Raw genomic sequence first — 23,736 nt, forward strand, 5'->3', positions numbered from 1 at the left:
CATAATGGTCCGAAGCACTGGGACTGTGAGGCGTGGAGAGGTCCGGCGTGGCCATCTCTGGAAACTAGCGTGTGATGTCTTCAACCTGCGAGACCGCTGTCGCCGCACAGCCCGTCAAGCGCTTGACGACCCCGACCGGCGAGGCAGCCCGCCGCGGGGACCACATGCTTTCACGCAACAATCCGGCTGCCGACGTCGATTAAGAGACATCATCGATGAGACCAGGCCAGAACAGGCGCATGCGCGGCCGCAACCGCAACAATAGCGGCGGCAACAACAGCAGCAAGACTCCCAATCCCTTGACCCGGTCATACGAGTCGAACGGTCCGGATGTGAAGGTCCGGGGCAACGCCCAGACCATCGCCGAGAAGTATATGCAGCTGGCCCGCGACGCCCATTCCAGCGGCGACCCTGTCGCGGCCGAGAGCTATTATCAGCATGCCGAGCACTATGTCCGCATCGTGATGGCCGCCCATGAGCAGATGCGGCTTCAGTTCGGCGACAGCTATCGGCCCGCCAAGCCCTTCGGCCAGGATCAGGACGATGAGGACGGCGACGAGGACGATGATGGCGAGGCCACGTCCGACCCAGCCGCTTCGCCCCAGCCCGCCATACGCGGCGGAGCCGACGGCGAGGATGGCGAGGATGGCGAGCGCCGCCCCGACCAGGACCGCACCCAGGGCCGCCGCTTCGACCGGCAGGATCGTCCCGACCGAGACCGCAATGATCGCGACCGGAATGATCGGCCCGATCGCGACCGCTCCGAACGGCGCTTCGATCGGCCGCAAGGCGATGCCCCCCGCGGCGATCGTCCTGGCCCCGAGCGCGATGGCGAGCGTCGCCCTTACCGCGAGCGACCCGAGCGCTTCGCGCGCAGCGAAGGCGGCGACCAGCCTGAAAGGGCTCCGCGCCGCTTCGAGCGCGACCGGCCGGCCTATGATCGGCCCCGTGATGATCGGCCCCGTGATGACCGGCCGAGGGATGACCGCCCCCGTGAGGAACGCGCCCCCCGTGAGGAACGCTCCTTGGAGCCCAGGCCTGCCCGTGAGGAACGTGCGCCCCGTGAGGAACGTGCGCCCCGTGAGGAACGTGCGCCCCGTGAGGAACGCGCTCCCCGTGAGGAACGCGCTCCCCGTGAGGAACGCGCTCCCCGTGAGGAACGCGCTCCCCGTGAGGAACGCGCTCCCCGTGAGGAACGCGCTCCCCGGCGCGAGCGTGAGGATCGGCCCCCGCGTCAGGATGCCGAGCCCGCAAGCGATGTCGCGGCGCTGCCCGCCTTCCTGACCGCGCCGACGCGCACCGTTGTCGCCGAAGCGCCGGCAGCCAAGGCGCCCCGCGCCGCTGCCGCGGCCCCGGCCAGCGCTGACGGAGAGGCTCCCGCGCCGAAGAAGCGCGGCCGTCCGCCCAAGAAGCGCGAGGAACCGACCGGCTCCGCTGCGGAGTGATCGCCGAGTCATCCGGACACAGCCATCGAGGCGGCGCTGGTCTTCGGACCTCGTCGCCTTTTTGCTAGAGTCCGAGCGATGGGGTGGCGGCCGGCTCTTCCGGCAGAAGCCTGTGACCTTCCGCCAGCGTTCCGCTGCGCGTGATTTCGGCATAGATGCCGCAATCGATGTGGCCATAGGCCTGCATCAGCGTGCGGACCACCGGCAGGTCGCGAAGGCCCGTGACGGGATCGACCGCTGTGGCGGCGCAGCGGTCGATCCGTTTGGTGATGGTGAGCCTGAGGCCCGAAGCCGTCTCGAAGCTCTGCCCAGGCAGGCCGAACTCGGCCCAGGCCGGCAGGCCTTCCAGATGGATGTTGGCGCGGAACCGCAGCGGATCGAGCGGCGCGCCGATGTGTCTTTCGAGATCCGCGACGCTCGCAAGGTTGAGCAGAGAAACATGGCCACGGGCTGAATCGGTGAAGCGGTAAGCGCCGACCTGCACCCCGCCCAGCACCCTGAGCGGCCCCCGCCGCTCCTCCGCAGGCAGGTAGGCCTCGAGGAAAGCCTCGATGCGGCCGCGCCCTTCCTCGGTGGCGAGATCCCCCCGCGCCACGCAACGGCCCTCATGGACCATGCTCAGCACGCTTGTCTCGTCATCATAGCGCGTGTCAAGGCGCGCGATCGCCTCGTTCTTCATCAGCATGAGATACTTGATCTTGGGCTGATGCGCCGGCGCGGCCGGATCGAACCCCGATGGCCCGTTCTCGATGGCGAACAGCCTGTCGGCCGGGAAATGCCCTCCTGCCTCCAGAACCACCCGCGTCAGGCGCTCGGGCGAAAAGCCCTTGAGCGGATATCGGTGAAGCGCGGCGATGCGCATGGCGGCATTCCTTGCCCTGGCGAAACGTCAGCCCCTGCAATAGCCTCTTGCGACGGATGTTGCCATGGGCGCTCAGTCATCTTCCTCGCTCAGGGGCCGCGCGCAGCCCCATTCGGTGAGCTGCCGCTCCATCTCATCGGCGACGAAGAAGCGGGCTGCATCGCGGTCGTAACCTTCCGCCAGCAGCCGGTCGTAATCGGTGTGCCGGTGGCGCACATGGCTTGTCAGCGCCAGCCAGATCGCCGCGCTGGCGGCCACATCGCGCAAGGAGCCCTGGCCGCAGCGCGCCATCACGGCCTGCGCCTCGTCGAGCGGGATCAGCGGAGCCAGCGCCCGCAGCGTCCGCGCCATGTTCTGCTGTCGTTTCGTCGCCATGCATCCCCGTTCGGCAGGCAGGTAATTGTCCGCGCGCAGGGCGTGCCGACCCCTTACGTTGCAGATAAGCCACACTTACATGAGACATGAGGCAGGGCCGCCGCAAGGGCCTGGCCTCGTCATCAGCAGCCGTCCGCATCGCCGCTTCGGGATTCGGACCGGCGGGCGAAAGGATAGCGACATGAATCAGGACAAGTACACCGATCGCGCCAAGGGCTTCCTGCAGGCGGGGCAGACCATCGCGCTGCGCGAGAACCATCAGCAATTCACGCCCGAGCATTTGCTCAAGGCCCTGACCGACGACCCCGAAGGCATGGCGGCAGGCCTCATCGACCGCGCCGGCGGCTCATCGCGCACCGTCAAGCAGCTCAACGACGTGGCCGTCGGCAAGATGCCGCGCGTGACCGGCGGCGGCGGCGGCATCTATCTGACCCCGGCCCTCGCCCGCGTCTTTGCCACAGCCGAAAAGGCGGCAGAGAAGTCAGGCGACAGCTTCGTGACGGTGGAGCGGCTCCTGCTCGCTTTGGCGGTCGAGAAGGACACCGAGGCCGGCCAGGCCCTCGCAAAGGGCGGCGTCACGCCCGCCTCGCTCAACACGGCGATCGAGGCCATCCGCAAGGGCCGCACGGCCGACTCGGCCTCCGCCGAGCAGGCCTATGACGCGCTCAAGAAATATTCTCGCGATCTCACCGCCGCCGCGCGCGACGGCAAGCTCGATCCGGTGATCGGCCGCGATGAGGAAATCCGCCGCACCATCCAGGTGCTGAGCAGGCGCACCAAGAACAATCCTGTGCTGATCGGCGAGCCAGGCGTCGGCAAGACCGCCATCGCCGAAGGCCTCGCCCTGCGCATCATCAATGGCGACGTGCCCGAAAGCCTGCGCGACAAGCAGCTGATGGCGCTCGACATGGGTGCGCTCATCGCCGGCGCGAAATATCGCGGCGAGTTCGAGGAGCGCCTCAAGGCGGTGTTGCAGGAAGTCACTGGCGCGGCCGGCGGCGTCATCCTGTTCATCGACGAGATGCACACGCTGGTCGGCGCCGGCAAGGCCGACGGCGCGATGGACGCCTCCAACCTGCTGAAGCCTGCCCTCGCCCGTGGCGAGCTGCACTGCATCGGCGCGACCACGCTCGACGAGTACCGCAAGTATGTCGAGAAGGACGCAGCCCTCGCACGGCGTTTCCAGCCCGTCTTCGTCGATGAGCCGAGCGTCGAGGACACGGTGTCGATCCTGCGCGGGCTGAAGGAGAAGTATGAGCAGCACCACCGCGTGCGCGTCACCGACTCCGCGCTCGTGGCGGCCGCCACCCTCTCGAACCGTTACATCACGGACCGCTTCCTGCCCGACAAGGCCATCGATCTGGTCGACGAGGCGGCGGCGCGGCTGCGCATGCAGGTCGATTCCAAGCCAGAGGAGCTCGATTCAATCGACCGCGAGATCGTGCGCCTGCGCATCGAGCAGGAAGCGCTGAAGAAGGAGACCGATGCCGGCTCCAGGGACCGCCTGGGCCGGCTCGAAAAGGAGCTGGCCGATCTCGAGGAGCGTTCCGGCAGCATCACCGCGCGCTGGAAGGCGGAGAAGGACAAGCTCGGCAACGCCGCGGCCCTCAAGACGAAGCTGGATGCGGCGCGCAACGACCTGGCCCAGGCCCAGCGCAAGGGCGAATACCAGAAGGCAGGCGAGCTCGCCTATGGCATCATCCCCAAGCTGGAGAAGGAGCTGGCCGAACTGGAGGACGCCAGCGGCAGCGGCGCAGGCCTCATGGAGGAAGCCGTCACGGCCGACCATGTGGCGCAGGTTGTGAGCCGCTGGACCGGCGTGCCCGTGGACCGGATGCTGCAGGGCGAGAAGGACAAGCTGCTGAAGATGGAGCAGACCATCTCGGCGCGCGTCATCGGCCAGCAGGAGGCGGTGGCGGCGGTCTCGACCGCGGTCCGGCGCGCCCGCGCCGGCCTTCAGGACCCCAACCGGCCGATCGGCTCGTTCATGTTCCTGGGGCCCACCGGCGTTGGCAAGACCGAGCTGACCAAGGCGCTGGCGGCCTTCATGTTCGATGATGAGACGGCGATGGTGCGCCTCGACATGTCCGAATACATGGAGAAGCATTCCGTCGCCCGCCTGATCGGCGCGCCTCCGGGCTATGTCGGCTATGAGGAAGGCGGGGCGCTGACGGAAGCCGTGCGCCGCCGCCCGTATCAGGTGGTGCTCTTCGACGAGATCGAGAAGGCGCACCCCGATGTGTTCAACGTGCTGCTTCAGGTCCTCGATGACGGACGCCTGACAGACGGACAGGGCCGCACGGTCGACTTCCGCAACGTGCTTGTCATCATGACCTCGAACCTGGGCTCGGAATACCTCGTGAACCAGCCCGAGGGCGAGGACAGCGATGCGGTGCGGTCCGACGTCATGGCGGTGGTGCGCTCGCAGTTCCGGCCTGAATTCCTGAATCGCGTGGACGAGATCATTCTCTTCCATAGGCTCCAGCGTTCGCAGATGGGCGCGATCGTTGACATCCAGATGGGCCGCCTCGCCAAATTGCTGGCCGACCGCAAGATCACGATCGAGCTGTCGGCAGAAGCGCGCGAGTGGCTCGCCGAAAAGGGCTATGATCCCGCCTATGGCGCGCGGCCTCTCAAGCGCGTCATCCAGAAGCATGTGCAGGATGCCCTCGCCCAGGGGATCCTTGCCGGCGAGATCATGGATGGCGAGACGGTTCCAGTCACGGTCGGGGTCGGGGCGCTCTTGGTCGGGGACCGCGTGGCCTCCGCTATGGGGCGCCCGGCGGACGCTGTGCTGAACTGAGCCCTAGCCGAGCCGCCAGTCGATGGCGTCGAGGCCTTGGGCCGCGAGACAGGCGTTGGCCCGGCTGAACGGCCGTGAGCCCAGAAAGTCACCCCTTGCCGCCAGCGGCGAGGGGTGCGCGCTTTCGATGCGCGTATGGCGCGGGTCTATCAGCGCGCCGCGCGAACGCGCCTTGTCGCCCCACAGGATGAAGGCCACAGCCTGCCGCTGCGCGCTGACGGCGCAGACCGCCTGGTCGGCCAGCTCCTGCCAGCCCATCGCCAGGTGCGCGCCGGCCTTGCCCGCCTCCACGCTGAGCGCCGTGTTGAGCAGCAGCACACCCTGCATGGCCCAGCCGGTGAGATCGCCCCGCGCCGGCACGGGAAGCCCCAGATCGTCCGACAGCTCGCGGAAGATGCGCCGCAACGAGGCCGGCAGGCCGCCGCTGCCGCGATAGGAAAAGGCGAGGCCATGGGCATGACCGGGGGTCGGATAAGGGTCCTGGCCAAGGATCACCGCCCTGACCGTTCGCAGCGGCGTCAGCCTGAGCGCAGCGAACAGGTCAGGCGGCGGCGGCAGCACCAGGGCCCCCGCCGACGCCCTGACATCGAGCAAGGCAGTGATGCGCTCGGCAGCCGTGGCTCCGGCCGCGTCGGGCTGCGTGAAGAAGGGCAGGTCCCGCCAGCCAGCGCTGCCAGGATCGCCCAGAAATGCGCCCAGCGCGCCGGTGAAGGTCACGGCTCAGTTCTGGACGACGATGCGCCCCTCGACCCTGGTGTTGATAGTGGCGAGCTTGCGGGCGAAGGTCATGACGTCATTGGCCATGAGCTTGCCCTGCACGTCGAGGTCCTTGCCGCCGGGAGGGGTCAGCGCGCTGTAGCCATCGCCACCGCGCAGCATGAAGTCGTTGGTGGCGACGCGGTATGTCCTCGCCTCGTCCAGCGGCTGCCCGCCTGCCATGATCGAGACAATGCGCGAGCCGGCCGGGGCCCTGGGATTGTAGACGATGGCGAGGCCGGACACCTGGGGAAAGCGCCCCGCACGCTGCTCCACCTGGCTCAGCCCGTTCTCGATCGCCGCGCGGACCGACTTGCCTGTCACCTCGGTGACGACATTGCGATTGCCGAAGGGCAGTTCGGTGAGGATGTCGCGGCGCGTCAGCTTGTGGCCGACCGGGTATTGCTTGTTGGCCCGAATGCCCCCGCCATTGATGATGGCGATCTCCGCTCCCGAGGCATCGCGCAGCGCGTCCGCAATGAGATTGCCGAAGGCGGTTTCGCCCGAGCGCACCGAGACAGTGCGCGTGTCGAGTTCCACCGCAAGCGTCGCCACGTCCACGTCGAGTTCGCGCGACAGGTCCGCCTCGTAGCGGCGCACGATCTGAAGCATCTCCGGGTCAGGCGTGACGGCGCGGCTGTCATTGACGCGGAAGGTCGGGGTCCAGCTCACCTGCCGGGCTGCGCCCTCTCCAGTGATCGTCACGGTCAGGTCGATGGCGGTGACGTAATTGCCCTCCTCGTTCGATTCCACCATTACCGTGCGCCCGTCATAGGCGATGGCGAGATCGTGGTCATGACCGGTGAGCAGCACGTCCACCAGCCGCGAGCGCATGATCTCGTTGTCAACCCGCCGATCGGTGTGCGACACGGCCACGATGAGGTCGGCACCGCCCGCGCGCAGGGCCCTCGCCTGGGCGCGCAGCGCATCCATGGCCGGCAGGAAGGCGAGATCCCCCGAACTTGACACCTGCGGCGTGTTCTCGAGCAAGAGGCCGACGACGCCCACCTTCACCCCGCCAAGCTCGAATATCTGGCTGTCCTTGTGCCCGGGCAGGGCATTGCCGCCGGCATCACGCAGGTTTGCGGCGAAGGTGGCGTAGCTCTGCTCCGAGATGCGCTTGGCATAGACATCCTTGCCGAAGTCGAACTCGTGATTGCCCGGCACGAACACATCGATGCCGAGCTTGTTCTGCATCTCCACGATATGCGCGCCCTGGTCGAAGCCGCTCATCAGCGAGGGCGAGTAACAATCGCCCGCATGTGCGAAGAGCATCGGCACGCCGCGCGCCCGCTCCTGCTTGACGATGGCGGCGAGCCTTGCATAGCCGCCGCGCCCGCGCTCCTCGCCGAGCTTGTAGATGTCGTTGACGAGCAGCAGGGTGAGCCTGGGTTGCGGCGCCTGCGCATTGGCGCCGGTTGCGGCGGCTGCGGCCGCGCCTGTGCCGGCGATGAGGCTCAAGGCCTTGCGACGCGTCAACTCTGTCATGGCACGGCTCTCCGGTGTCTCTTTCGTGATGCACTGCATCATCCGATTCTGGCTCCGTGCCGTAAAGACCATAAATTCGTCACCTGAGGATGGCGGTGTGGCTGGACCGGGCGCCAAGGCAGGCGCGTGGCGCTGGCTTGCGCCGCCTTAAGGTTGTAGATTGCTCTGGAAAACCCTGCGTCGCGGTGAGAAGACGCGGCGGCGGCCCCTGCCGACGTCGGCATTCCGCCACGAAGCTGAACGAGCCTGCTCCCCTACGCCTTCAACGCATTCGGACCACAGCCATGAACGTCAACGTTCCGCCAGGAACTCAAGCGAGCCCCGTGCGACTGCCGAGCGACCATCGCCCGGTCAAGGCCGGTCGGCTCGGCGTGCTCCTGATGAACCTGGGCACGCCGGAGGCCACCGATTACTGGTCCATGCGGCGCTACCTCAGGGAGTTCCTCTCCGACCGTCGCGTCATCGAGACGTCGCGCTGGATCTGGTGGCCGATCCTCAACCTCATCATCCTGACCATCCGGCCCGGCAAGAAGGGCAAGGATTATGATTCGATCTGGAACAAGGAGCGCAATGAAGGCCCGCTCAAGACCATCACCCGTTCGCAGGCCGAGCAGCTTCAGGCGCGCATGAGCGCGCTGGCTGGCGAGAAGGTCGTGGTCGACTGGGGCATGCGCTACGGCCTGCCCGATGTGAAGGGCCGGCTCCAGTCGTTGCTCGAACAGGGCTGCGACCGCATCCTGCTCGTGCCGCTCTATCCGCAATATGCGGCGCCGACCTCCGCCACGGCCTGCGACCAGGCCTTCAAGGCGTTGATGGAGATGCGCTGGCAGCCGGCCATCCGCGTCGCGCCGCCCTATCATGACGATCCGGTCTACATCACCGCGCTGGCCGACTCGATCCGCAACAGCCTCGCCAAGCTCGATTTCGAGCCCGAGGTCGTGCTGTGCTCCTTCCATGGCTCGCTGAAGGACTATCTGCTCAAGGGCGATCCCTATTATTGCCATTGCCACAAGACCTGGCGCCTGCTGCTTGAGGAACTGGGATGGCCCAAGGACCGTCTGGTCATGACGTTCCAGTCGCGCTTCGGACCGGATGAATGGCTGAAGCCCTACACCGACGAGACTGTGGAGGCGCTGGCCAGGCGCGGCGTCAAGTCCATGGCCATCCTCGCCCCCGGCTTCTCCGCCGACTGCCTCGAGACGCTCGAGGAGCTTGATGTGGAGAACCGCGAGATCTTCATGGAGCATGGCGGCGAGAAGTTCGCCTACATCCCGTGCCTCAACGACTCGCCCGAAGGCATGCGCGTGATCCAGGCCGTCACCGAGCGCGAGCTCAAGGGCTGGCTCTGAACGGGTGTATGGGCTTTCGCGTGCCGGGCCGCTTCCTGAGCCAACCAGCGCCGGCTGGCATCCGCCAGGCAGGCTGATCGACGCCGCCTGACTGCGCCTGCGCTCCCCCGAAGGCGCTGCGGCGCTCAAGCCCCCGACGCCGGTTACTGTCCATTAACCAGCCGCGTTTTATCCCTGTTAACCATGACGGCGGGCACAGGCCCCGCTGCGTGGCGACCAGCGAACGGGGCAATGGGCGAAGGCCAGACGACATGTCGGATCGGCCGCCGGCCGGGCACGGTGGCAAGCGCGCTTGCATTGCTGGCCTGCGGCTGCGCCCTTGCGCCCTTGTCGCAAACCCATGGCCAGGAGCGCTCGCGCGCTGGGGCCGAGGCGGCGGTGCCCTTGCGCGGCACCGCTGTCGATGGCCCCTTCAGCCTTGACGTCGATCCCCGTTTCCTTGCACCGGAAAATCCCTTCCAGCCTGCCCGGCCCACGGCCAGGACGGGTGAGCCTATGCTGCTGCCGGGCACGGAGGCGCAGGCCGGGCCCAGCCGCAATGGCGGTGCGACCTCGCGGCGGCCAGCGTCCCGCGCCAGCCGCCCGGTGCAGGCTCCCGTAACGGGCCGCGCGGCGCGCGCCGTCAGGCCCGAGCAACCCGCCACCATGCGCATGGGCACAGCGCCGCCCACCGTCACCGGCGGCCTGCGTGTGCGGCCCGTCACCTCCACCCGCATCGTGGCCCAGCCGGCGGATGGCCTCGCCACCGCTGCGGTGCGCCCCGCAAGGCCGGCGCAGGCCGACCCCTGGGAGCCGCTTGGCCTGCGTCTGGGAACCTTCATCGTAACGCCTTCGATCACGCAGTCGCTGGGCTATGACACCAACCCGAGCCGCTCCTCCACCGCGCCGAAGGGCTCGGCGGTGAGTCGCACCGATGGCGAGCTTCGCGTCCGCTCGGACTGGTCGACCCACAGCTTCACCAGCAGCCTGCGCGCGGGATATTCCTATTACACCAGCCAGCGCGACGCGAGCCGGCCCGATGCCGTAGGCATCAGCAACCTCCGGCTCAACGTCACCCGCGACACCGACATCGACATCGACACGCGGCTGAGCCTCGAGACGCAGCGTCCCGGCTCCACCAACTTCAACGCCGCCACCACCGATCGCCCCAATGTCTATGGCTATGGCGGCTCGGCCGGCGTGACGCAGCGTTTCAACCGCCTCTCTGTCAACCTGCGCGGCTCGGTGGACCGCACCACCTATGACGATGCGCGCGACACGCTTGGTGGGCTGATCCGGCAGAGCGACCGCAACGTCACCCAACTGGGCGGCCGGCTGCGGCTGGGCTACGAGGTCACGCCCGGCGTGCAGCCCTTTGTCGAGGTCGGGGCGGACCAGCGCGTCTTCGACGAAAGGACCGACCAGAACGGCTTCCGCCGCGGCTCCACCGGTGCGACCGCGCGCGTGGGATCGAGCTTCGAATTGACGCGCCAGCTCACCGGCGAAGCCTCGGTCGGCTACCAGCAGCGCGATTTCGAGGACCCGAGGCTGAAAGAGCTGCGCGGCGTCGTCGGGGATGCGGCGCTGGTCTGGAGCATGACCCCGCTCACCACCGTGACGCTGCGCGCCGCGACCGAACTGGCCGACACCAACTTGCCGAATGTCTCGGGCGCGGTCAATCGCCGCCTCGGAATCGAGGTCTCGCATGAACTGCGGCGCAACTGGAGCGTGACCGGCCTCGCCAGCGCCGCCCGCTCCCGCTTCGACGGCACGGGACTCACGGAGGACAGCTGGAGCCTGGGCCTGCGCACGGAATACCGCTTCACCCGCACCACGGCGGTGCGGGCCAGCTTCACCCATGAGCGGCTGCGGTCCACGGCGCCGGGCTCGGACTACACCGCCAACATCATCCTCGTCGGGCTCAGGATGCAGCTCTGAAGCGTCAGCCCTTCAGGATTCGCGCGATCTCGGCCTTGAGGTCCCCGGCCAGATCCGGACGCGCCATCGCATAGGCGACGTTGGCGCTCAGGAAGCCGATCTTGGAGCCGGTGTCGTAGATGGCGCCATCGAACCGCACGGCGTGGAAGGCCTCAACCCCTGACAGCTTGACCATCGAATCGGTAAGCTGGATCTCGCCGCCCGCGCCCTTCTCCTGGGCGGCCAGCAACGGGAAGATGCCGGGCTGCAGGATGTAGCGGCCGGTGATGTGCAGGTTGGACGGCGCCGTGCCCCTGGGCGGCTTCTCCACCATGCCGGTGATGCGCGAAACCTTGGCCGAACGGTCTTCGACCCCAACAATGCCGTATTGATGCGTCTGGTCCTCGGGCACCGGCGCCACCGCGATGTGGTTGCCGCCAACCTCGTTGTAGGCCTCGATCATCTCGGCAAGGCAGCCCTTGCCGCCGGTGTGGTGCAGCATGTCCGGCAGCAGCAGCGCGAAGGGCTCGTCGCCGATGATGTCGCGGGCGCACCACACCGCATGGCCGAGGCCGAGCGGCGCCTGCTGGCGCGTGAAGCTGGCGCCGCCCGCAGGCAGCATGTCGGCTCGCAAATCCTCGAGTTCCCTGGTCTTGCTCCGGCGGCCCAGCGTGTCCTCGAGTTCGTAGGCATTGTCGAAATGATCCTCGATCACGCCCTTGTTGCGGCCGGTCACGAACACGAAATGCTCGATGCCCGCGGCGCGGGCCTCGTCCACCACATGCTGCAACACGGGCCGGTCCACCACCGTGAGCATTTCCTTGGGAATGGCCTTGGTGGCAGGCAGGAAACGGGTGCCGAGACCGGCAACGGGCAGGACAGCCTTGCGGATGGGCTTGCGCATGATGGAATGCTTCTGTGCTGGTGCGCTCGCGCGCGAGGGTGGCGAGGAGGACATCGACGAAAAGGTCGCAGACCGACCGTGGCTGCATCATCTGTCAGATGCGTCAAGCCTCCTGAAAGCTCGGTGAACAAAGGCAGGTTCGGGCCATGATGCGGCTTCGCAGACGCATCATGGCCCGCGACAACCCGTCCGGCGGGGCATTAACCGCTCGCTAACCAAATGTCGGCCCAGTAGCATGACCAACCAAACACGCATCGGACCGAGTTGTTCAACCGCGAGCTGAGCAATGTGGCACGGCCCGGCGCGATCCCGGAGGGCCAGATGAGAACCTTTGCCTTTCTCTCGGACAGGGGCCGAAGCAGGTGCGCGCTTCATGTGCTCGGGGCGCTGGCCCTGGGATGGCTGGCGCTGGCCAGCGCAGGCCCTGCCTCGGCTCAGCAGGCCAGGGGCGCGCAGCCTGCGGCGCAAGCGGCCGCGACCGCCGACCCGGCGGCCGGATTCCAGCGTTTCCTTACCGGGCTGTGGCCCCTGGCGCAGGCGCGCGGCGTGACCCGCGCCACCTTCGATGCGGCCTTTCGTGGCCTGACGCCCGATGCGTCGATCATCGCGCTGACCAGGCGCCAGTCAGAGTTCGTCGCCCCGATCTGGACCTATCTCAACAATGCCATCGGCGGCTCGCGCATTCCCCGCGGGCAGGCCGCGCTGCAGCAGAACGCCTCCGCTCTGGCCAGCATCGAGGCGACCTATGGCGTGCCCAGGGAGATCGTGCTCGGCATCTGGGGCATGGAGACAGGCTATGGCTCCTTCAAGGGAGACAAGGACGTGATCCGGTCGCTCGCGACGCTAGCGGCGGCGCGCTATCGCGGCGATTTCTTCCGCGACGAGTTGCTCACCGCGCTGGAGATGCTCCAGAAGGGCCTGGCCGAGCGCGCCGAGATGCGCGGCTCCTGGGCCGGCGCCATGGGCCATACCCAGTTCATGCCCTCAAGCTACATGAAGCACGCGGTCGGCTTTGGCGGCGGCCATGCTGATGTCTGGGACACGCCGGCCGACGCCCTTGCCTCGACTGCCAACTACCTGCGCAATTTCGGCTGGACGCCAGGCCTGCCCTGGGGCCTCGAGGTGGCGCTGCCGGAGAACTACGACTACGGCCTGCTGCGCGGCTCCTTCGCGAGCTTCGCAACTGCCGGCGTCACTCGCGCCAATGGCGCGCGCCTGCCCGCCTCGGGCGAGGCGCGCCTTTTCTTCCCCGCAGGCCACACCGGCCCGGCCTTCCTGCTCACCAGCAACTTCGACGTCATCAAGACCTACAATTCCTCCGACGCCTATGCGCTCGGTGTGGGTCATCTCGCGGACCGCATCGCGGGCCGGCCCGCCATTCAGGGCGATTGGCCGGTTCAGGCGCCGCGCCTCAGCAAGGCGCAGATCCAGGACCTTCAGCGCCGGCTCAGGGCCATGGGGCTTTACAAGGGCGATGGGGATGGGCGCGTCGGCTCCGGCGTGCGCGAGGCGGTCAGGCAATACCAGTTGCGCAACCGGATGATCCCCGACGGCTACCCCACCCCCCAGCTTCTGGCGCGGATGGCATCCGGCTGAGCATGACTTTCGACACAGCGCATGACGGCTGACGGCTTCGCCGGTGGCTGCTATGCTGGAGTGCCGTACCGTGACACGGCCGCCCTCACCGGGAATGCCATGGCCCTGATGCCGATCCGCCTGCCGAGCCTGTTCCGTGTCGCCATGGCGGCTTTGCTTGCGCTTGTCACATCCGGCCCTTCGGTGCAGGCGCAAGGTGAGGGCGCGGGCAGCCTGCTGTACGATACCTTGCAGCGCGGCAGGATCTTCGGTCGCAGGGTCGAGCCCGGACCGCGCATCATCACCATACCCGAGCGGCCTGCGCGCCCGCGACGCGTGCTCGATCCCAGCCTGAGCCCACGCGGCGCGGAAGCCGTGGCTCGACGGCCCAAGGTGGACCCCACCACCTTCGTCCTGGTTTTCGGCGACACGCTGGGTGAGTTGCTCGGGGCCGGCCTCGACGATGCGCTGGGCGATGTGCCTACGGCCATCGTGACCCGGCGGACCCGCTCCGATTCGGGCCTCGTCCGCTCCGATTTCCATGACTGGCCGAAGGTCGCCCGCGAGGCGGTGGCAAGCCAGCCCGTCACCGCGGCCGTTGTGCTGCTCGGCTCCAATGACCGCCAGCCGATCCGTGAGGGCGATCTGGCGCACGAGCCGCTGAGCGAGCGCTGGCGCGAACTCTACCGCGACCGCATCGACGCCATGATCCAGGCCTTCACCGAGCAGCGCATCACGCTGATCTGGGTGGGGGCGCCGCCGATGCAGAATGGTCGGCTCTCGGCCGATCTCGTCACCATGAACGAACTTTACCGGCAGCGTGCGGAGCGCGCGGGCGCAGTCTATGTCGATCTGTGGCCTGCATTCGTCGATTCCGAGAACCGCTACAGCGCGACCGGGCCTGACCTCAACGGCCAGATCGCGCGGCTGCGCACCGGCGATGGCGTGCATTTCACCAGCGCAGGCGCGCGCAAGGCAGCGCACTTCGTGGACGTGGCGCTGCGCCGGCTGCTGCCCGATGTGACGGCCGGCCCGGTTCTGGCAGCGCCGGCACCCATGCCTGCCGAGCCTGCCACGGGGCTTGACGGCATCGACCTGCCGCCCGAACTCCAGCCGGGCGGTGTAGAGCGCCTCATCGACCAGATGGCGCGTCTCGGCACTGGCCTCGATCCCATGGTCCTGCCTGAAATCCGCGTCAAACCCGCCATCGGCCCTGTCCTTCCGCTCACCGGCCCGCCTTTGGCGAATGGCGGCGCGCTTGTGCCCACGCTCAGCGCGGCGCGCGGCGCGGGCGCGCTGGCCAGCGACCTCGACCGCGTTTTCGGAGAGGGCCGGGCGCCGTCGCCTTTGCCCGGGCGCGCCGACGATTTTCGGTGGCCAAGGACGCCCTGATCACGCCATTCAGCGCGGCAGCGCGGTCGCGCCCATGAATTCAGCGCGGCAGCGCGGTCGCGCCCATGACTCAGCGCGGTAGCGCGGTCGCGCCCATGAGATGAAGATCGATCGCGCGCGCTGCCTGTCGCCCCTCGCGGATGGCCCAGACGACAAGCGACTGCCCGCGCCGCATGTCGCCGGCCACGAACACCTTGTCCTTGCTGGTGCGGTAGCTCTCTTCATCGGCCACCACATTGCGCCGCTTGTCGGTTGCGACGCCGGCTTGCGTGACCATGCCATCCAGCACCGATCCGGCGAAGCCGATGGCGAGGAAGACGAGATCGGCCTTGATGACGAATTCGGTCCCTGGAATCGGCTGGCGCTTTTCGTCGACGCGGGCGCAGACCACGCCCGTGGCGCGGCCATTCTTGCCCTCGATGCGCAGGGTCGCGGCCTGGAATTCACGCTCCGCGCCTTCCGCCTGCGAGGAGGAGGTGCGCATCTTGGTCGGCCAGTAGGGCCAGACCATCAGCTTGTCCTCGATCGCGGGCGGCTTGGGCCGGATGTCGAGCTGGGTCACCTGCAGGGCGCCCTGCCGGAATGATGTGCCGATGCAGTCCGAGGCGGTGTCGCCGCCGCCGATCACCACGACATGCTTGCCGCCTGCCAGGATCGGCGTCTCGCCCGACAGGTCCCCGCCATCCACCCGGCGGTTGGACTGGGTGAGGAAGGGCATGGCGTAATGCACGCCGGAGAGGTCCGATCCCGGCAGTTCCGGGTCGCGCGGCCATTCGGCGCCGCCGGCCATCAGCACGGCGTCGTGGTCGCGGGTCAGGTCCGAGAACGGCATGGTGACGCCGACATTGACACCATGATGGAAGGTCACGCCCTCTGCCGTCATCTGGTCGGTGCGGCGGTCGATATGTTGCTTCTCCATCTTGAAATCGGGGATGCCGTAGCGCAGCAGCCCGCCCGCCTTGGGCTCGCGCTCGTAGACATGCACATCATGGCCCACGCGCGCCAGTTGCTGCGCTGCGGCCAGGCCGGCCGGTCCGGAGCCGATGATGGCGATGCGCTTTCCGGTCTTCTTCTCGGGAACCTGCGGCTTGATCCAGCCATTCTCCCAGGCCTTGTCGGCGATGGCCTGCTCGATCGTCTTGATCGTGACAGGGGCGTTCTCGAGGTTGAGGGTGCAGGCTTCCTCGCACGGCGCGGGGCAGATCCGCCCCGTGAACTCGGGGAAGTTGTTGGTCGAGTGCAGGTCGCGCGCCGCATCCTCCCAGCGTCCGGAATAGACCAGATCGTTCCAGTCCGGGATCTGGTTCATCACCGGGCAGCCGGTCGGACCATGGCAGTACGGAATGCCGCAATCCATGCAGCGCGCCGCCTGCTTCTTGAGGTCATGCTCCTCCAGAGGCAGCGTGAACTCGCGGAAATGCCGCACGCGGTCGCCAGCGAGCTGATACTTCTGCTCCTGCCGGTCGAATTCGAGAAAACCTGTGACCTTGCCCATTGTCCGATCCTAACGCGATCTTATCTGCACTGCCGTTCCATCAACTGCAATCAGAAGCTTCACGCTGTCTTGCAGAACGATACTCTCGTATTGTAATTTCATTGCAACAATTGCGTTTCCACCCATTGCTCGCGCTTGTCGAATGATATCGTTGATCAGATTATTTTCGATTGCGGATAGTTGATCCTGGACATCTATAGAAGAATAGTGCGTTCCATCTTGAACCGGCGATTCAAGTGAAGAAATAATGTACGCATCGGCAAACGCTTTTGCGCTCACCAATCCGATGCTTTGCACTTCATCAAAACCAGAGCCGAGAACTGTTGGAGTGCTCAGTAACAGCATGACATCATCCTCATGCCACCCGCTTTGTCGGTTGTGGCACTGAGCGTCCGAGGCGTACAGCCTCTTCAATCCATTCATCGATCACGCCCTGAGCAGCTTCTAGCGCCTTTTCAGGTGTTTCAGCGTCCGTCATACAGCCCGGAAGGTCTGGTACAGATGCAAGAAACCCGCCCCCTTCGTGTTCTGGGATTGGTTCGATGATCACGGCATAGGCCAGTCGCTTCATTTTGGATCTCCATACTTGCTCACCAAGGCCACAAGTTGCCGAATATAAACCGCTTTGATTGGACGCGCACGTGGCACGGCAAGGATGGTTGGCGACGCCGGGTGTGAGACCTTGTAGTGGGAGCCACCTCCAGATGGAGCGCGGAAGGTCAAACCGTGTTGCCGACACAGTCTTTCGACATCCTCGATCCTCCAGTCACCAACCGGATTGCGGCGCATCGCATCCAGCAGCGACTTCACCATCGTCTCACTCCGCCGCCTGCATCGTCCGCGCCCGTTCCATCTCCTGGAGCGCGCGGCGGTATTCAACAGGCATGACCTTGACGAACTTGGCCCGGTGGATCGGCCAGTTGTCGATGATCGCCCTCGCCCGTTCTGAGCCCGTGTAGTCGAGATGGTTCTGGATGAGTTGCAGCAGCCGCTCCTCGTCATGGCGGGACATGTCCGAATGCACATCGACGCGGCCCTTGTGCTCAAGATCGCCGCCATGATGGTGCAGCCGGTCCATCAGCTCTTCCTCTTCCGGAACAGGCTCGAGATCGACCATCGACATGTTGCAGCGCTGGCGGAAATCACCAGCCTCGTCGAGCACATAGGCCACCCCGCCCGACATGCCGGCGGCAAAATTGCGCCCGGTCTGGCCAAGCACCACGACGACGCCGCCTGTCATGTACTCGCAGCCATGATCGCCCGTGCCCTCGACCACCGCGATCGCGCCCGAGTTGCGCACGGCGAAGCGCTCGCCCGCCACGCCCCGGAAGTAGCACTCGCCCGAGATCGCGCCGTAGAGCACCGTGTTGCCGACGATGATGGACTCCTCGGGCCGGGCGCGGCAGGCCGGGTCCGGCTTGATGATCAGCTTGCCGCCCGACAGGCCCTTGCCGACATAGTCATTGGCCTGCCCGGTCAGATTCAGCGTGACCCCGGCCGCCACCCATGCGCCGAAGCTCTGGCCGGCGGTGCCCTTGAGCTTCACCGTGATGGTGTCGTCCGCCAGCCCGTCATGGCCGTAAAGCTCCGCCACGCGCCCTGACAGCATCGCGCCGGTCGTGCGGTTGGTGTTGTTGATCGTGGCCTCGATGACCACGGGCGCCTGCCCGCTCAGCGCGCGCTCGGCCCCGGCCAGCAGCTGCCGGTCCAGCACGTCGTCGATCGGATGGACCTGGCGCTCGACATGGCGGATGGCCACATCCGCACCCATGGCGGGCTTGTGGAAGATGCGGCCGAAATCCAGCCCCTTGGCTTTCCAGTGGTTGATCGCGCCATTCTTGTCGAGAAGGTCGGAACGGCCGACCAGCTCGTCGAAGCGCGTCACGCCAAGTTCGGCCATCATCTCGCGCACCTCTCCGGCGACGAAGAAGAAATAGTTCACAACATGCTCGGGCAGGCCCTTGAAGCGCTTGCGCAGCACTGGATCCTGCGTCGCCACGCCGACGGGGCAGGTGTTGAGATGGCACTTGCGCATCATGATGCAGCCTGCCGCGATCAGCGGCGCGGTGGAGAAGCCGAACTCATCGGCGCCCAGCAGCGCGCCGATCACGACATCGCGCCCGGTCTTGAGCCCGCCGTCGACCTGCAACGCGATGCGCCCGCGCAGCTTGTTGAGCACAAGCGTCTGGTGAGTCTCGGCCAGGCCCATCTCCCAGGGCGAGCCGGCATGCTTCAGCGAGGTCAGCGGGGACGCGCCCGTGCCGCCCTCGAAGCCCGAGATGGTGATGTGATCGGCGCGCGCCTTGGCGACGCCGGCCGCGACCGTGCCGACGCCCACCTCCGACACGAGCTTGACCGAGACATCAGCCTTCGGGTTGACGTTCTTGAGGTCGAAGATCAGCTGCGCCAGATCCTCGATCGAATAGATGTCATGGTGCGGCGGCGGCGAGATCAGCCCCACGCCCGGCGTCGAATGACGGACCTTGGCGATCTTGGCGTCGACCTTGTGGCCGGGCAGCTGCCCGCCCTCGCCCGGCTTGGCCCCCTGCGCGATCTTGATCTGCATCACGTCGGCGTTGACGAGATACTCCGTCGTCACGCCGAAGCGGCCTGACGCCACCTGCTTGATGGCGCTGCGCTTGGAGTTGCCATTGGGCATGGGCTTGAAGCGCTCGGCCTCCTCGCCGCCTTCGCCCGTGTTCGACTTGGCGCCGATCTGGTTCATCGCCAGCGCCAGCGTCTCATGGGCTTCCTTGGAGATCGAACCATAGGACATCGCGCCTGTGGCGAAGCGCTTCACGATGTCCTTTGCCGGCTCGACATCAGCAAGCGCGACGGGCGCCACGCCGCGCTCGACCGCAGTCCTGATGCGGAACAGGCCACGGATGGTGGTCAGCCGCTCGGACTGCTCATTCACCATGCGGGCAAAGGCGCGATACTTGTCCTCGGCATTCATGCGCACCGCGTGCTGCAGCGTCGCCACATTGTCCGGCGTCCAGGCATGATCCTCGCCGCGGAGGCGATAGGCATACTCGCCCCCGACATCGAGCGCGTGCAGCAGCACGGGCGAGGCGCCGAAGGCGTCGGCGTGGCGGGAGGCGGTCTCCCCGGCGATCTCGCCAAGGCCGACGCCCTCGATGGTGGTGGAGGTGCCCGAGAAATAGCGCTCGACCAGCGCGCTCGACAGCCCCACCGCATCGAAGATCTGCGCGCCGCAATAGGACTGATAGGTTGAGATGCCCATCTTGGACATGACCTTGAGCACGCCCTTGCCGATCGACTTGATGAAGCGCTTGACCACCTCATCGGCATCGACCTCGGGTGGGAACTCGCCGCGCTCATGCGCGTCCAGCAGCGTCTCGAAGGCGAGATACGGGTTGATCGCCTCCGCGCCATAGCCGGCAAGGCAGCAGAAATGGTGGATCTCGCGCGGCTCGCCCGACTCGACCACGAGCCCGACCGAGGTGCGCAGCCCCTTGCGGATGAGATGGTGGTGGACGGCAGCGGTGGCCAGCAGCGCCGGGATCGGGATTCGGTCCGGCCCGACCATGCGGTCGGAGAGAACGATGATGTTGTAGCCGCCATGCACGGCTGCCTCGGCCCGGTCGCACAGCCGCTCCAGCGCACCTTCAAGGCCGGCGGCGCCCTCGCGCGCGGGATAGGTGGTGTCGAGGGTCTTGGTGTCGAACCGGTCCTCGTAATGGCCGATGCAGCGGATCTTCTCGAGATCCTCGTTGGTCAGGATCGGCTGGCGCACCTCAAGCCGCTTGCGCTTGGAGGCGCCGGTGAGGTCAAGGATGTTCGGCCGCGGGCCGATGAAGGAGAGCAGGCTCATCACCAGCTCCTCGCGGATCGGATCAATCGGCGGATTGGTGACCTGGGCGAAGTTCTGCTTGAAGTACGTGTAGAGCAGCTTCGACTTGTTCGACAGCGCCGAGATCGGAGTGTCGGTGCCCATCGAGCCGACGGCTTCCTGACCCGTGATCGCCATCGGCGCCATCAGGAGCTTGATGTCCTCCTGCGTGTAGCCAAAGGCCTGCTGCTTGTCGAGCAGCGCCACATCCGTGCGCGAGGCGCGAGGCTCCACCGGCGGCAGGTCCTCGATAACGATCTGCGTCCGGCGGATCCACTCCTTGTAGGGGTTGGCCGAGGCGAGCGAGGCCTTCATCTCGTCGTCAGAGATGATGCGGCCCTCCTGCAGGTCGATCAGCAGCATCTTGCCCGGCTGGAGCCGCCACTTGCGCACGATCTTCTCTTCCGGGATCGGCAGCACGCCCATCTCGGATGCGAGCACCACGAGCCCATCCTCCGTTTCCAGGAAGCGCGCGGGCCTCAGCCCGTTGCGGTCGAGCGTCGCGCCGATCTGACGCCCATCTGTGAAGGCGATGGCGGCGGGCCCGTCCCAGGGCTCCATCAGGGCGGCATGATACTCGTAGAACGCCCGCCGCTCCTCGCTCATCAGCGGATTGCCGGCCCATGCCTCGGGCACCAGCATCATCATCGCATGGGCGAGGCTGTAGCCGCCGCGGCACAGGAACTCGAGCGCATTGTCGAAGCAGGCCGTGTCGGACTGCCCTTCATAGGAGATCGGCCAGAGCTTGGAGATGTCATTGCCGAAGAGCGGCGAATCCACCGAGGCCTGCCGCGCCGCCATCCAGTTGACGTTGCCGCGCAGCGTGTTGATCTCGCCATTATGCGCCACCATCCTGTAAGGATGGGCCAGCCGCCAGCTCGGGAAAGTGTTGGTGGCGAAGCGCTGGTGCACCAGAGCCAGCGCCGACTCAAAGCGCGGATCGGTCAGGTCGCGATAATAGCTGCCGAGCTGGCTGACCAGCACCATGCCCTTGTAGACGATGGTGCGGCACGAGAGGGAAACGGGGTAATACTGCGCCGTGGCGCGGTCCTGCCGCTTGTAGATCTTGTTGGACACGGACTTGCGCAGCACGAAGAGCCGGCGCTCGAACTCGTCCTCGTCCGAAATGCCCTCGCCACGGCCCACGATGAGCTGCATCTGGACAGGCTCGGTGGCGAGCACCGCTTCGCCCAGGTCAGAACTGTCGACCGGAACCTGGCGCCAGCCGAGGAAGACCTGCCCCTCCTCGATCACGGTCTGGGCGATGACCGCCTCGCACAGGGCGCGGAGGTCGGGATCGCGCGGCATGAAGAAGTGGCCGACCGCATAATGGCCCGGCTCAGGCAAGGTGATGCCGATCGCGGCGCACTCCTCGGCAAAGAAGCGGTGCGGGATCTGTACAAGGATGCCGCAGCCATCGCCCAGCTTGGGGTCCGCGCCCACCGCGCCGCGATGATCGAGATTGTGCAGGATCTGCAGGCCCTGCCGCACGATGAAGTGGCTCTTGCGATTCTTCATGTCGGCGATGAAGCCGACGCCGCAGGCATCCTTCTCGTGCGCGGGGCTGTAGAGGCCCTGCGCCAGCGGCATGTCCGGGTTGGTCAGGACTCTGCGCCTGTCCGCGTCGCCATGCATCATCTCGCCAGACGCCTGGCTGGTTCCGACCGTGACCATGGCAACCCCTCCACCCATCGCGTCCCATCGGGACGCTCTCATGCCCATCGCATAGTTCAAGCCGCCGGTTGAGACCCATATGGTCTCTGGCGGGTCGTCGGGGGGGAGCAAGCTCGGTGCTTCTTTGTCGCGCCTCGCATCTCCCGCGGGCGCTGGTCTCGACCTGGATCAGGTGAAGTCGCGCCCGTCTTCACCGACCGTTTTGCGGCCGGGGCGTTTGAGATCGGTTTTGGCCGTGATGCTGACGCTCGACGACATCATCTTCTCTCGAAACCGCTTCGACACCGGGACGCGGTCGTCTGGCCCGCTTCGGGACATGACATGATCTGCACGCCGGATATTATGACAGCATTACTGTCCTAATATGGCGGGACCATGCCAGATGAGTTTGCCGAGCGCAAGAGGCTCTTTCGGGCTTTCTTGTATTCTTCGAACCACGAACCCATGAAAGATGGTCATTTTATATCTCCAATGATCCGCTCCGACCCTCATCAATGTCCCGGCTCCGCCATGTCGCCAGTGCCAGGATGCGGCTTGCCCCGTCGCCGCCATGTGGTTAAGCCCGGCCGGGCGGCGCTGCCAGCCGCGCCCGCCGATCTCCGCACCGCCAGGGAAGGCCTCGTCATGAACTTCGCCAGCGACAATGCCGTGGGCGCCAGCCCCGCCGTGATGGCAGCCATCGCCCAGGCCAATCATGGCCCGGCCCTCGCCTATGGCAACGACGCCTGGACCGCCCGGGTTGAGAAGCGCATGGCGGATCTCTTCGAGCGCGAGGTCGCGGTGGCGCTGCTGGCCACCGGCACGGGCGCGAACGCGCTCGCCCTGGCCTGCGTCACGCGGCCCTGGGGCGCGGTCCTCACCCATGAGGAAAGCCATATCGTCGATGACGAGTGCGGCGCGCCCGAATTCTTCACCGATGGCGCCAAGCTCATCGGCCTTCCCGGCGAAGGCGGCAAGCTGAGCCCTGACGTCGTGACGGCACGTCTGGCTGGAATGCCGGCCGGCGCGGTCAAGCAGGTGCAGCCGCAATGCCTATCGATCACGCAGGCCACGGAGAGCGGCCTCGTCTACAGCCCCGCCGAGGTCGCAGCACTCGCCGAGGCCATCCGGCCACGGGGCCTCGCCCTGCACATGGACGGGGCGCGCTTCGCCAATGCCGTGGCGGCGCTGGGTTGCAGCCCGGCCGACATCACCTGGCGCGCGGGCGTCGACGTGCTGAGCTTCGGCGCGACCAAGAATGGCGCCTGGGCCGCGGAAGCCGTGGTCTTCTTCGATCCGGCAAAGGCGTCCGAACTGCCCTGGAGACGCAAGCGCTCGGGCCACACCCTTTCCAAGGCGCGCTTCGTGGCCGCCCAATACGAGGCGCTGCTGGAGGGCGGGCACTGGCTCGACCTCGCGCGCCATGCCAATGCGGCGGCAAGCCGCCTTGGTGCGGGCCTCTGCGCGCTGCCGGGAGTCCGTCTGGCCTGGCCCTGCAAGGCCAACGAGGTCTTCGCGATCCTGCCCCGCCGGGCGGCAACGGCCATGCGGGCCGCAGGCGCGATGTTCTATGACTGGTCGGAATTGTCCGTCGGCGCCGAGAGGAAGCCGCGCGAAGGCGAAGCCGTGTACCGCTTCGTCTGCTCCTTCGTGACCACGGATGAGGACATCGGGCATCTGGTCGGGGCGGCGCGCAGCGCGCTCGCCGCGGCCTGATCAGGAGCGCCCCGGCGCCATCTGTTGCGCCTGTGCCGGCGCCGCGGGATGACGGTGCGGCCAGGCCCACGCCCGTCACCCTGCCCGTGCCGGCCGCACCGCTGCTCCGGACAGCAGATCGGCGCGGCCCCGGAGGGTCGCGCCGCGATGCAGATTGCGGATGAGCCGAAAGCG

16 protein-coding genes are annotated in these 23,736 nt (G+C 66.8%); 7 read left to right on the forward strand and 9 right to left on the reverse strand.

The window, feature by feature from the left end; genetic code table 11:
• The first annotated feature begins 239 nt into the window (after positions 1-239).
• Positions 240-1,445 (forward strand): DUF4167 domain-containing protein, encoded by a 1,206-nt coding sequence (locus tag HEQ16_16975; protein ID MCO4055703.1) that lies wholly within the window; start codon positions 240-242, stop codon positions 1,443-1,445.
• Positions 1,446-1,509: 64 nt separating this feature from the next.
• Here HEQ16_16975 and HEQ16_16980 read toward each other — a convergent pair whose 3' ends face one another.
• The gene (locus HEQ16_16980; GenBank protein ID MCO4055704.1) at positions 1,510-2,307 is read right to left on the reverse strand and encodes an MOSC domain-containing protein; all 798 of its coding nucleotides are present in this window, start codon (positions 2,305-2,307) and stop codon (positions 1,510-1,512) included.
• 72 nt (positions 2,308-2,379) lie between these two features.
• Positions 2,380-2,682, reverse strand: a complete 303-nt coding sequence (locus HEQ16_16985; protein MCO4055705.1) for a DUF2293 domain-containing protein — start codon at positions 2,680-2,682, stop codon at positions 2,380-2,382.
• A gap of 181 nt (positions 2,683-2,863) precedes the next feature.
• On the opposite strand from HEQ16_16985, the gene clpB reads away from it, so the two are divergent.
• Complete coding sequence (clpB, locus tag HEQ16_16990) at positions 2,864-5,485, forward strand: ATP-dependent chaperone ClpB (protein MCO4055706.1); 2,622 nt, start codon at positions 2,864-2,866, stop codon at positions 5,483-5,485.
• A gap of 3 nt (positions 5,486-5,488) precedes the next feature.
• On the opposite strand, the gene HEQ16_16995 is transcribed toward clpB, so the two are convergent.
• Both HEQ16_16995 and HEQ16_17000 read right to left on the reverse strand, forming a co-directional pair.
• A complete protein-coding gene (locus HEQ16_16995) occupies positions 5,489-6,184 on the reverse strand; it encodes a uracil-DNA glycosylase (GenBank protein MCO4055707.1) in 696 nt (231 codons plus the stop codon).
• Between the two features lie 21 nt (positions 6,185-6,205).
• Entirely contained in the window at positions 6,206-7,729 is a 1,524-nt protein-coding gene (locus HEQ16_17000) for a bifunctional metallophosphatase/5'-nucleotidase (GenBank protein ID MCO4055708.1), read from the reverse strand.
• 284 nt (positions 7,730-8,013) lie between these two features.
• On the opposite strand from HEQ16_17000, the gene HEQ16_17005 reads away from it, so the two are divergent.
• Together HEQ16_17005 and HEQ16_17010 are read left to right on the forward strand one after the other, a co-directional pair.
• Positions 8,014-9,078, forward strand: coding sequence for a ferrochelatase (locus HEQ16_17005; protein MCO4055709.1), 1,065 nt, complete (start codon positions 8,014-8,016; stop codon positions 9,076-9,078).
• A 279-nt stretch (positions 9,079-9,357) separates the two neighbouring features.
• Complete coding sequence (locus HEQ16_17010; GenBank protein MCO4055710.1) at positions 9,358-10,995, forward strand: outer membrane beta-barrel protein; 1,638 nt, start codon at positions 9,358-9,360, stop codon at positions 10,993-10,995.
• 4 nt (positions 10,996-10,999) lie between these two features.
• Here the strand turns inward: HEQ16_17010 and HEQ16_17015 are convergent, their stop codons facing one another.
• Positions 11,000-11,878 (reverse strand): UTP--glucose-1-phosphate uridylyltransferase, encoded by an 879-nt coding sequence (locus tag HEQ16_17015; GenBank protein MCO4055711.1) that lies wholly within the window; start codon positions 11,876-11,878, stop codon positions 11,000-11,002.
• A 321-nt stretch (positions 11,879-12,199) separates the two neighbouring features.
• Here HEQ16_17015 and HEQ16_17020 point away from each other — a divergent pair, with 321 nt between their 5' ends.
• A complete protein-coding gene (locus HEQ16_17020) occupies positions 12,200-13,474 on the forward strand; it encodes a lytic murein transglycosylase (protein MCO4055712.1) in 1,275 nt (424 codons plus the stop codon).
• 99 nt (positions 13,475-13,573) lie between these two features.
• Positions 13,574-14,845: a DUF459 domain-containing protein gene (locus tag HEQ16_17025; GenBank protein MCO4055713.1), complete on the forward strand. Its 1,272-nt coding sequence runs from the start codon at positions 13,574-13,576 to the stop codon at positions 14,843-14,845.
• 70 nt (positions 14,846-14,915) lie between these two features.
• On the opposite strand, the gene HEQ16_17030 is transcribed toward HEQ16_17025, so the two are convergent.
• The 4 genes from HEQ16_17030 to gltB form a co-directional block, all read right to left on the reverse strand.
• On the reverse strand, positions 14,916-16,340 hold the full coding sequence (locus HEQ16_17030) for a glutamate synthase subunit beta (protein MCO4055714.1): 1,425 nt from the start codon (positions 16,338-16,340) through the stop codon (positions 14,916-14,918).
• A 9-nt stretch (positions 16,341-16,349) separates the two neighbouring features.
• On the reverse strand, positions 16,350-16,685 hold the full coding sequence (locus HEQ16_17035) for a heavy metal-binding domain-containing protein (GenBank protein ID MCO4055715.1): 336 nt from the start codon (positions 16,683-16,685) through the stop codon (positions 16,350-16,352).
• A gap of 10 nt (positions 16,686-16,695) precedes the next feature.
• Entirely contained in the window at positions 16,696-16,911 is a 216-nt protein-coding gene (locus HEQ16_17040; GenBank protein MCO4055716.1) for a type II toxin-antitoxin system HicB family antitoxin, read from the reverse strand.
• A gap of 246 nt (positions 16,912-17,157) precedes the next feature.
• A complete protein-coding gene (gene gltB / locus HEQ16_17045) occupies positions 17,158-21,867 on the reverse strand; it encodes a glutamate synthase large subunit (protein ID MCO4055717.1) in 4,710 nt (1,569 codons plus the stop codon).
• Positions 21,868-22,491: 624 nt separating this feature from the next.
• Here gltB and HEQ16_17050 point away from each other — a divergent pair.
• Positions 22,492-23,562, forward strand: a complete 1,071-nt coding sequence (locus tag HEQ16_17050) for a low specificity L-threonine aldolase (GenBank protein MCO4055718.1) — start codon at positions 22,492-22,494, stop codon at positions 23,560-23,562.
• The last annotated feature ends 174 nt before the right edge of the window (positions 23,563-23,736 follow it).

Origin of the sequence: Bosea sp. (in: a-proteobacteria) (assembly GCA_023910605.1) — a bacterium.
Taxonomy (GTDB): Bacteria; Pseudomonadota; Alphaproteobacteria; order Rhizobiales; family Beijerinckiaceae; genus Allobosea.

Excerpts from the sequence above, each read along its gene's own strand:
- HEQ16_17020 (MCO4055712.1), top strand. The coding sequence starts at position 12,200 with ATGAGAACCTTTGCCTTTCTCTCGGACAGGGGCCGAAGCAGGTGCGCG.
- HEQ16_17005 (MCO4055709.1), top strand. The coding sequence starts at position 8,014 with ATGAACGTCAACGTTCCGCCAGGAACTCAAGCGAGCCCCGTGCGACTG.
- HEQ16_17035 (MCO4055715.1), bottom strand. The coding sequence starts at position 16,685 with ATGCTGTTACTGAGCACTCCAACAGTTCTCGGCTCTGGTTTTGATGAA.
- HEQ16_16975 (MCO4055703.1), top strand. The coding sequence starts at position 240 with ATGCGCGGCCGCAACCGCAACAATAGCGGCGGCAACAACAGCAGCAAG.
- HEQ16_17030 (MCO4055714.1), bottom strand. The coding sequence starts at position 16,340 with ATGGGCAAGGTCACAGGTTTTCTCGAATTCGACCGGCAGGAGCAGAAG.
- HEQ16_17000 (MCO4055708.1), bottom strand. The coding sequence starts at position 7,729 with ATGACAGAGTTGACGCGTCGCAAGGCCTTGAGCCTCATCGCCGGCACA.
- HEQ16_16980 (MCO4055704.1), bottom strand. The coding sequence starts at position 2,307 with ATGCGCATCGCCGCGCTTCACCGATATCCGCTCAAGGGCTTTTCGCCC.
- HEQ16_17050 (MCO4055718.1), top strand. The coding sequence starts at position 22,492 with ATGAACTTCGCCAGCGACAATGCCGTGGGCGCCAGCCCCGCCGTGATG.
- HEQ16_16985 (MCO4055705.1), bottom strand. The coding sequence starts at position 2,682 with ATGGCGACGAAACGACAGCAGAACATGGCGCGGACGCTGCGGGCGCTG.
- HEQ16_17040 (MCO4055716.1), bottom strand. The coding sequence starts at position 16,911 with ATGAAGCGACTGGCCTATGCCGTGATCATCGAACCAATCCCAGAACAC.
- HEQ16_17025 (MCO4055713.1), top strand. The coding sequence starts at position 13,574 with ATGGCCCTGATGCCGATCCGCCTGCCGAGCCTGTTCCGTGTCGCCATG.
- HEQ16_17015 (MCO4055711.1), bottom strand. The coding sequence starts at position 11,878 with ATGCGCAAGCCCATCCGCAAGGCTGTCCTGCCCGTTGCCGGTCTCGGC.
- clpB (MCO4055706.1), top strand. The coding sequence starts at position 2,864 with ATGAATCAGGACAAGTACACCGATCGCGCCAAGGGCTTCCTGCAGGCG.
- gltB (MCO4055717.1), bottom strand. The coding sequence starts at position 21,867 with ATGGTCACGGTCGGAACCAGCCAGGCGTCTGGCGAGATGATGCATGGC.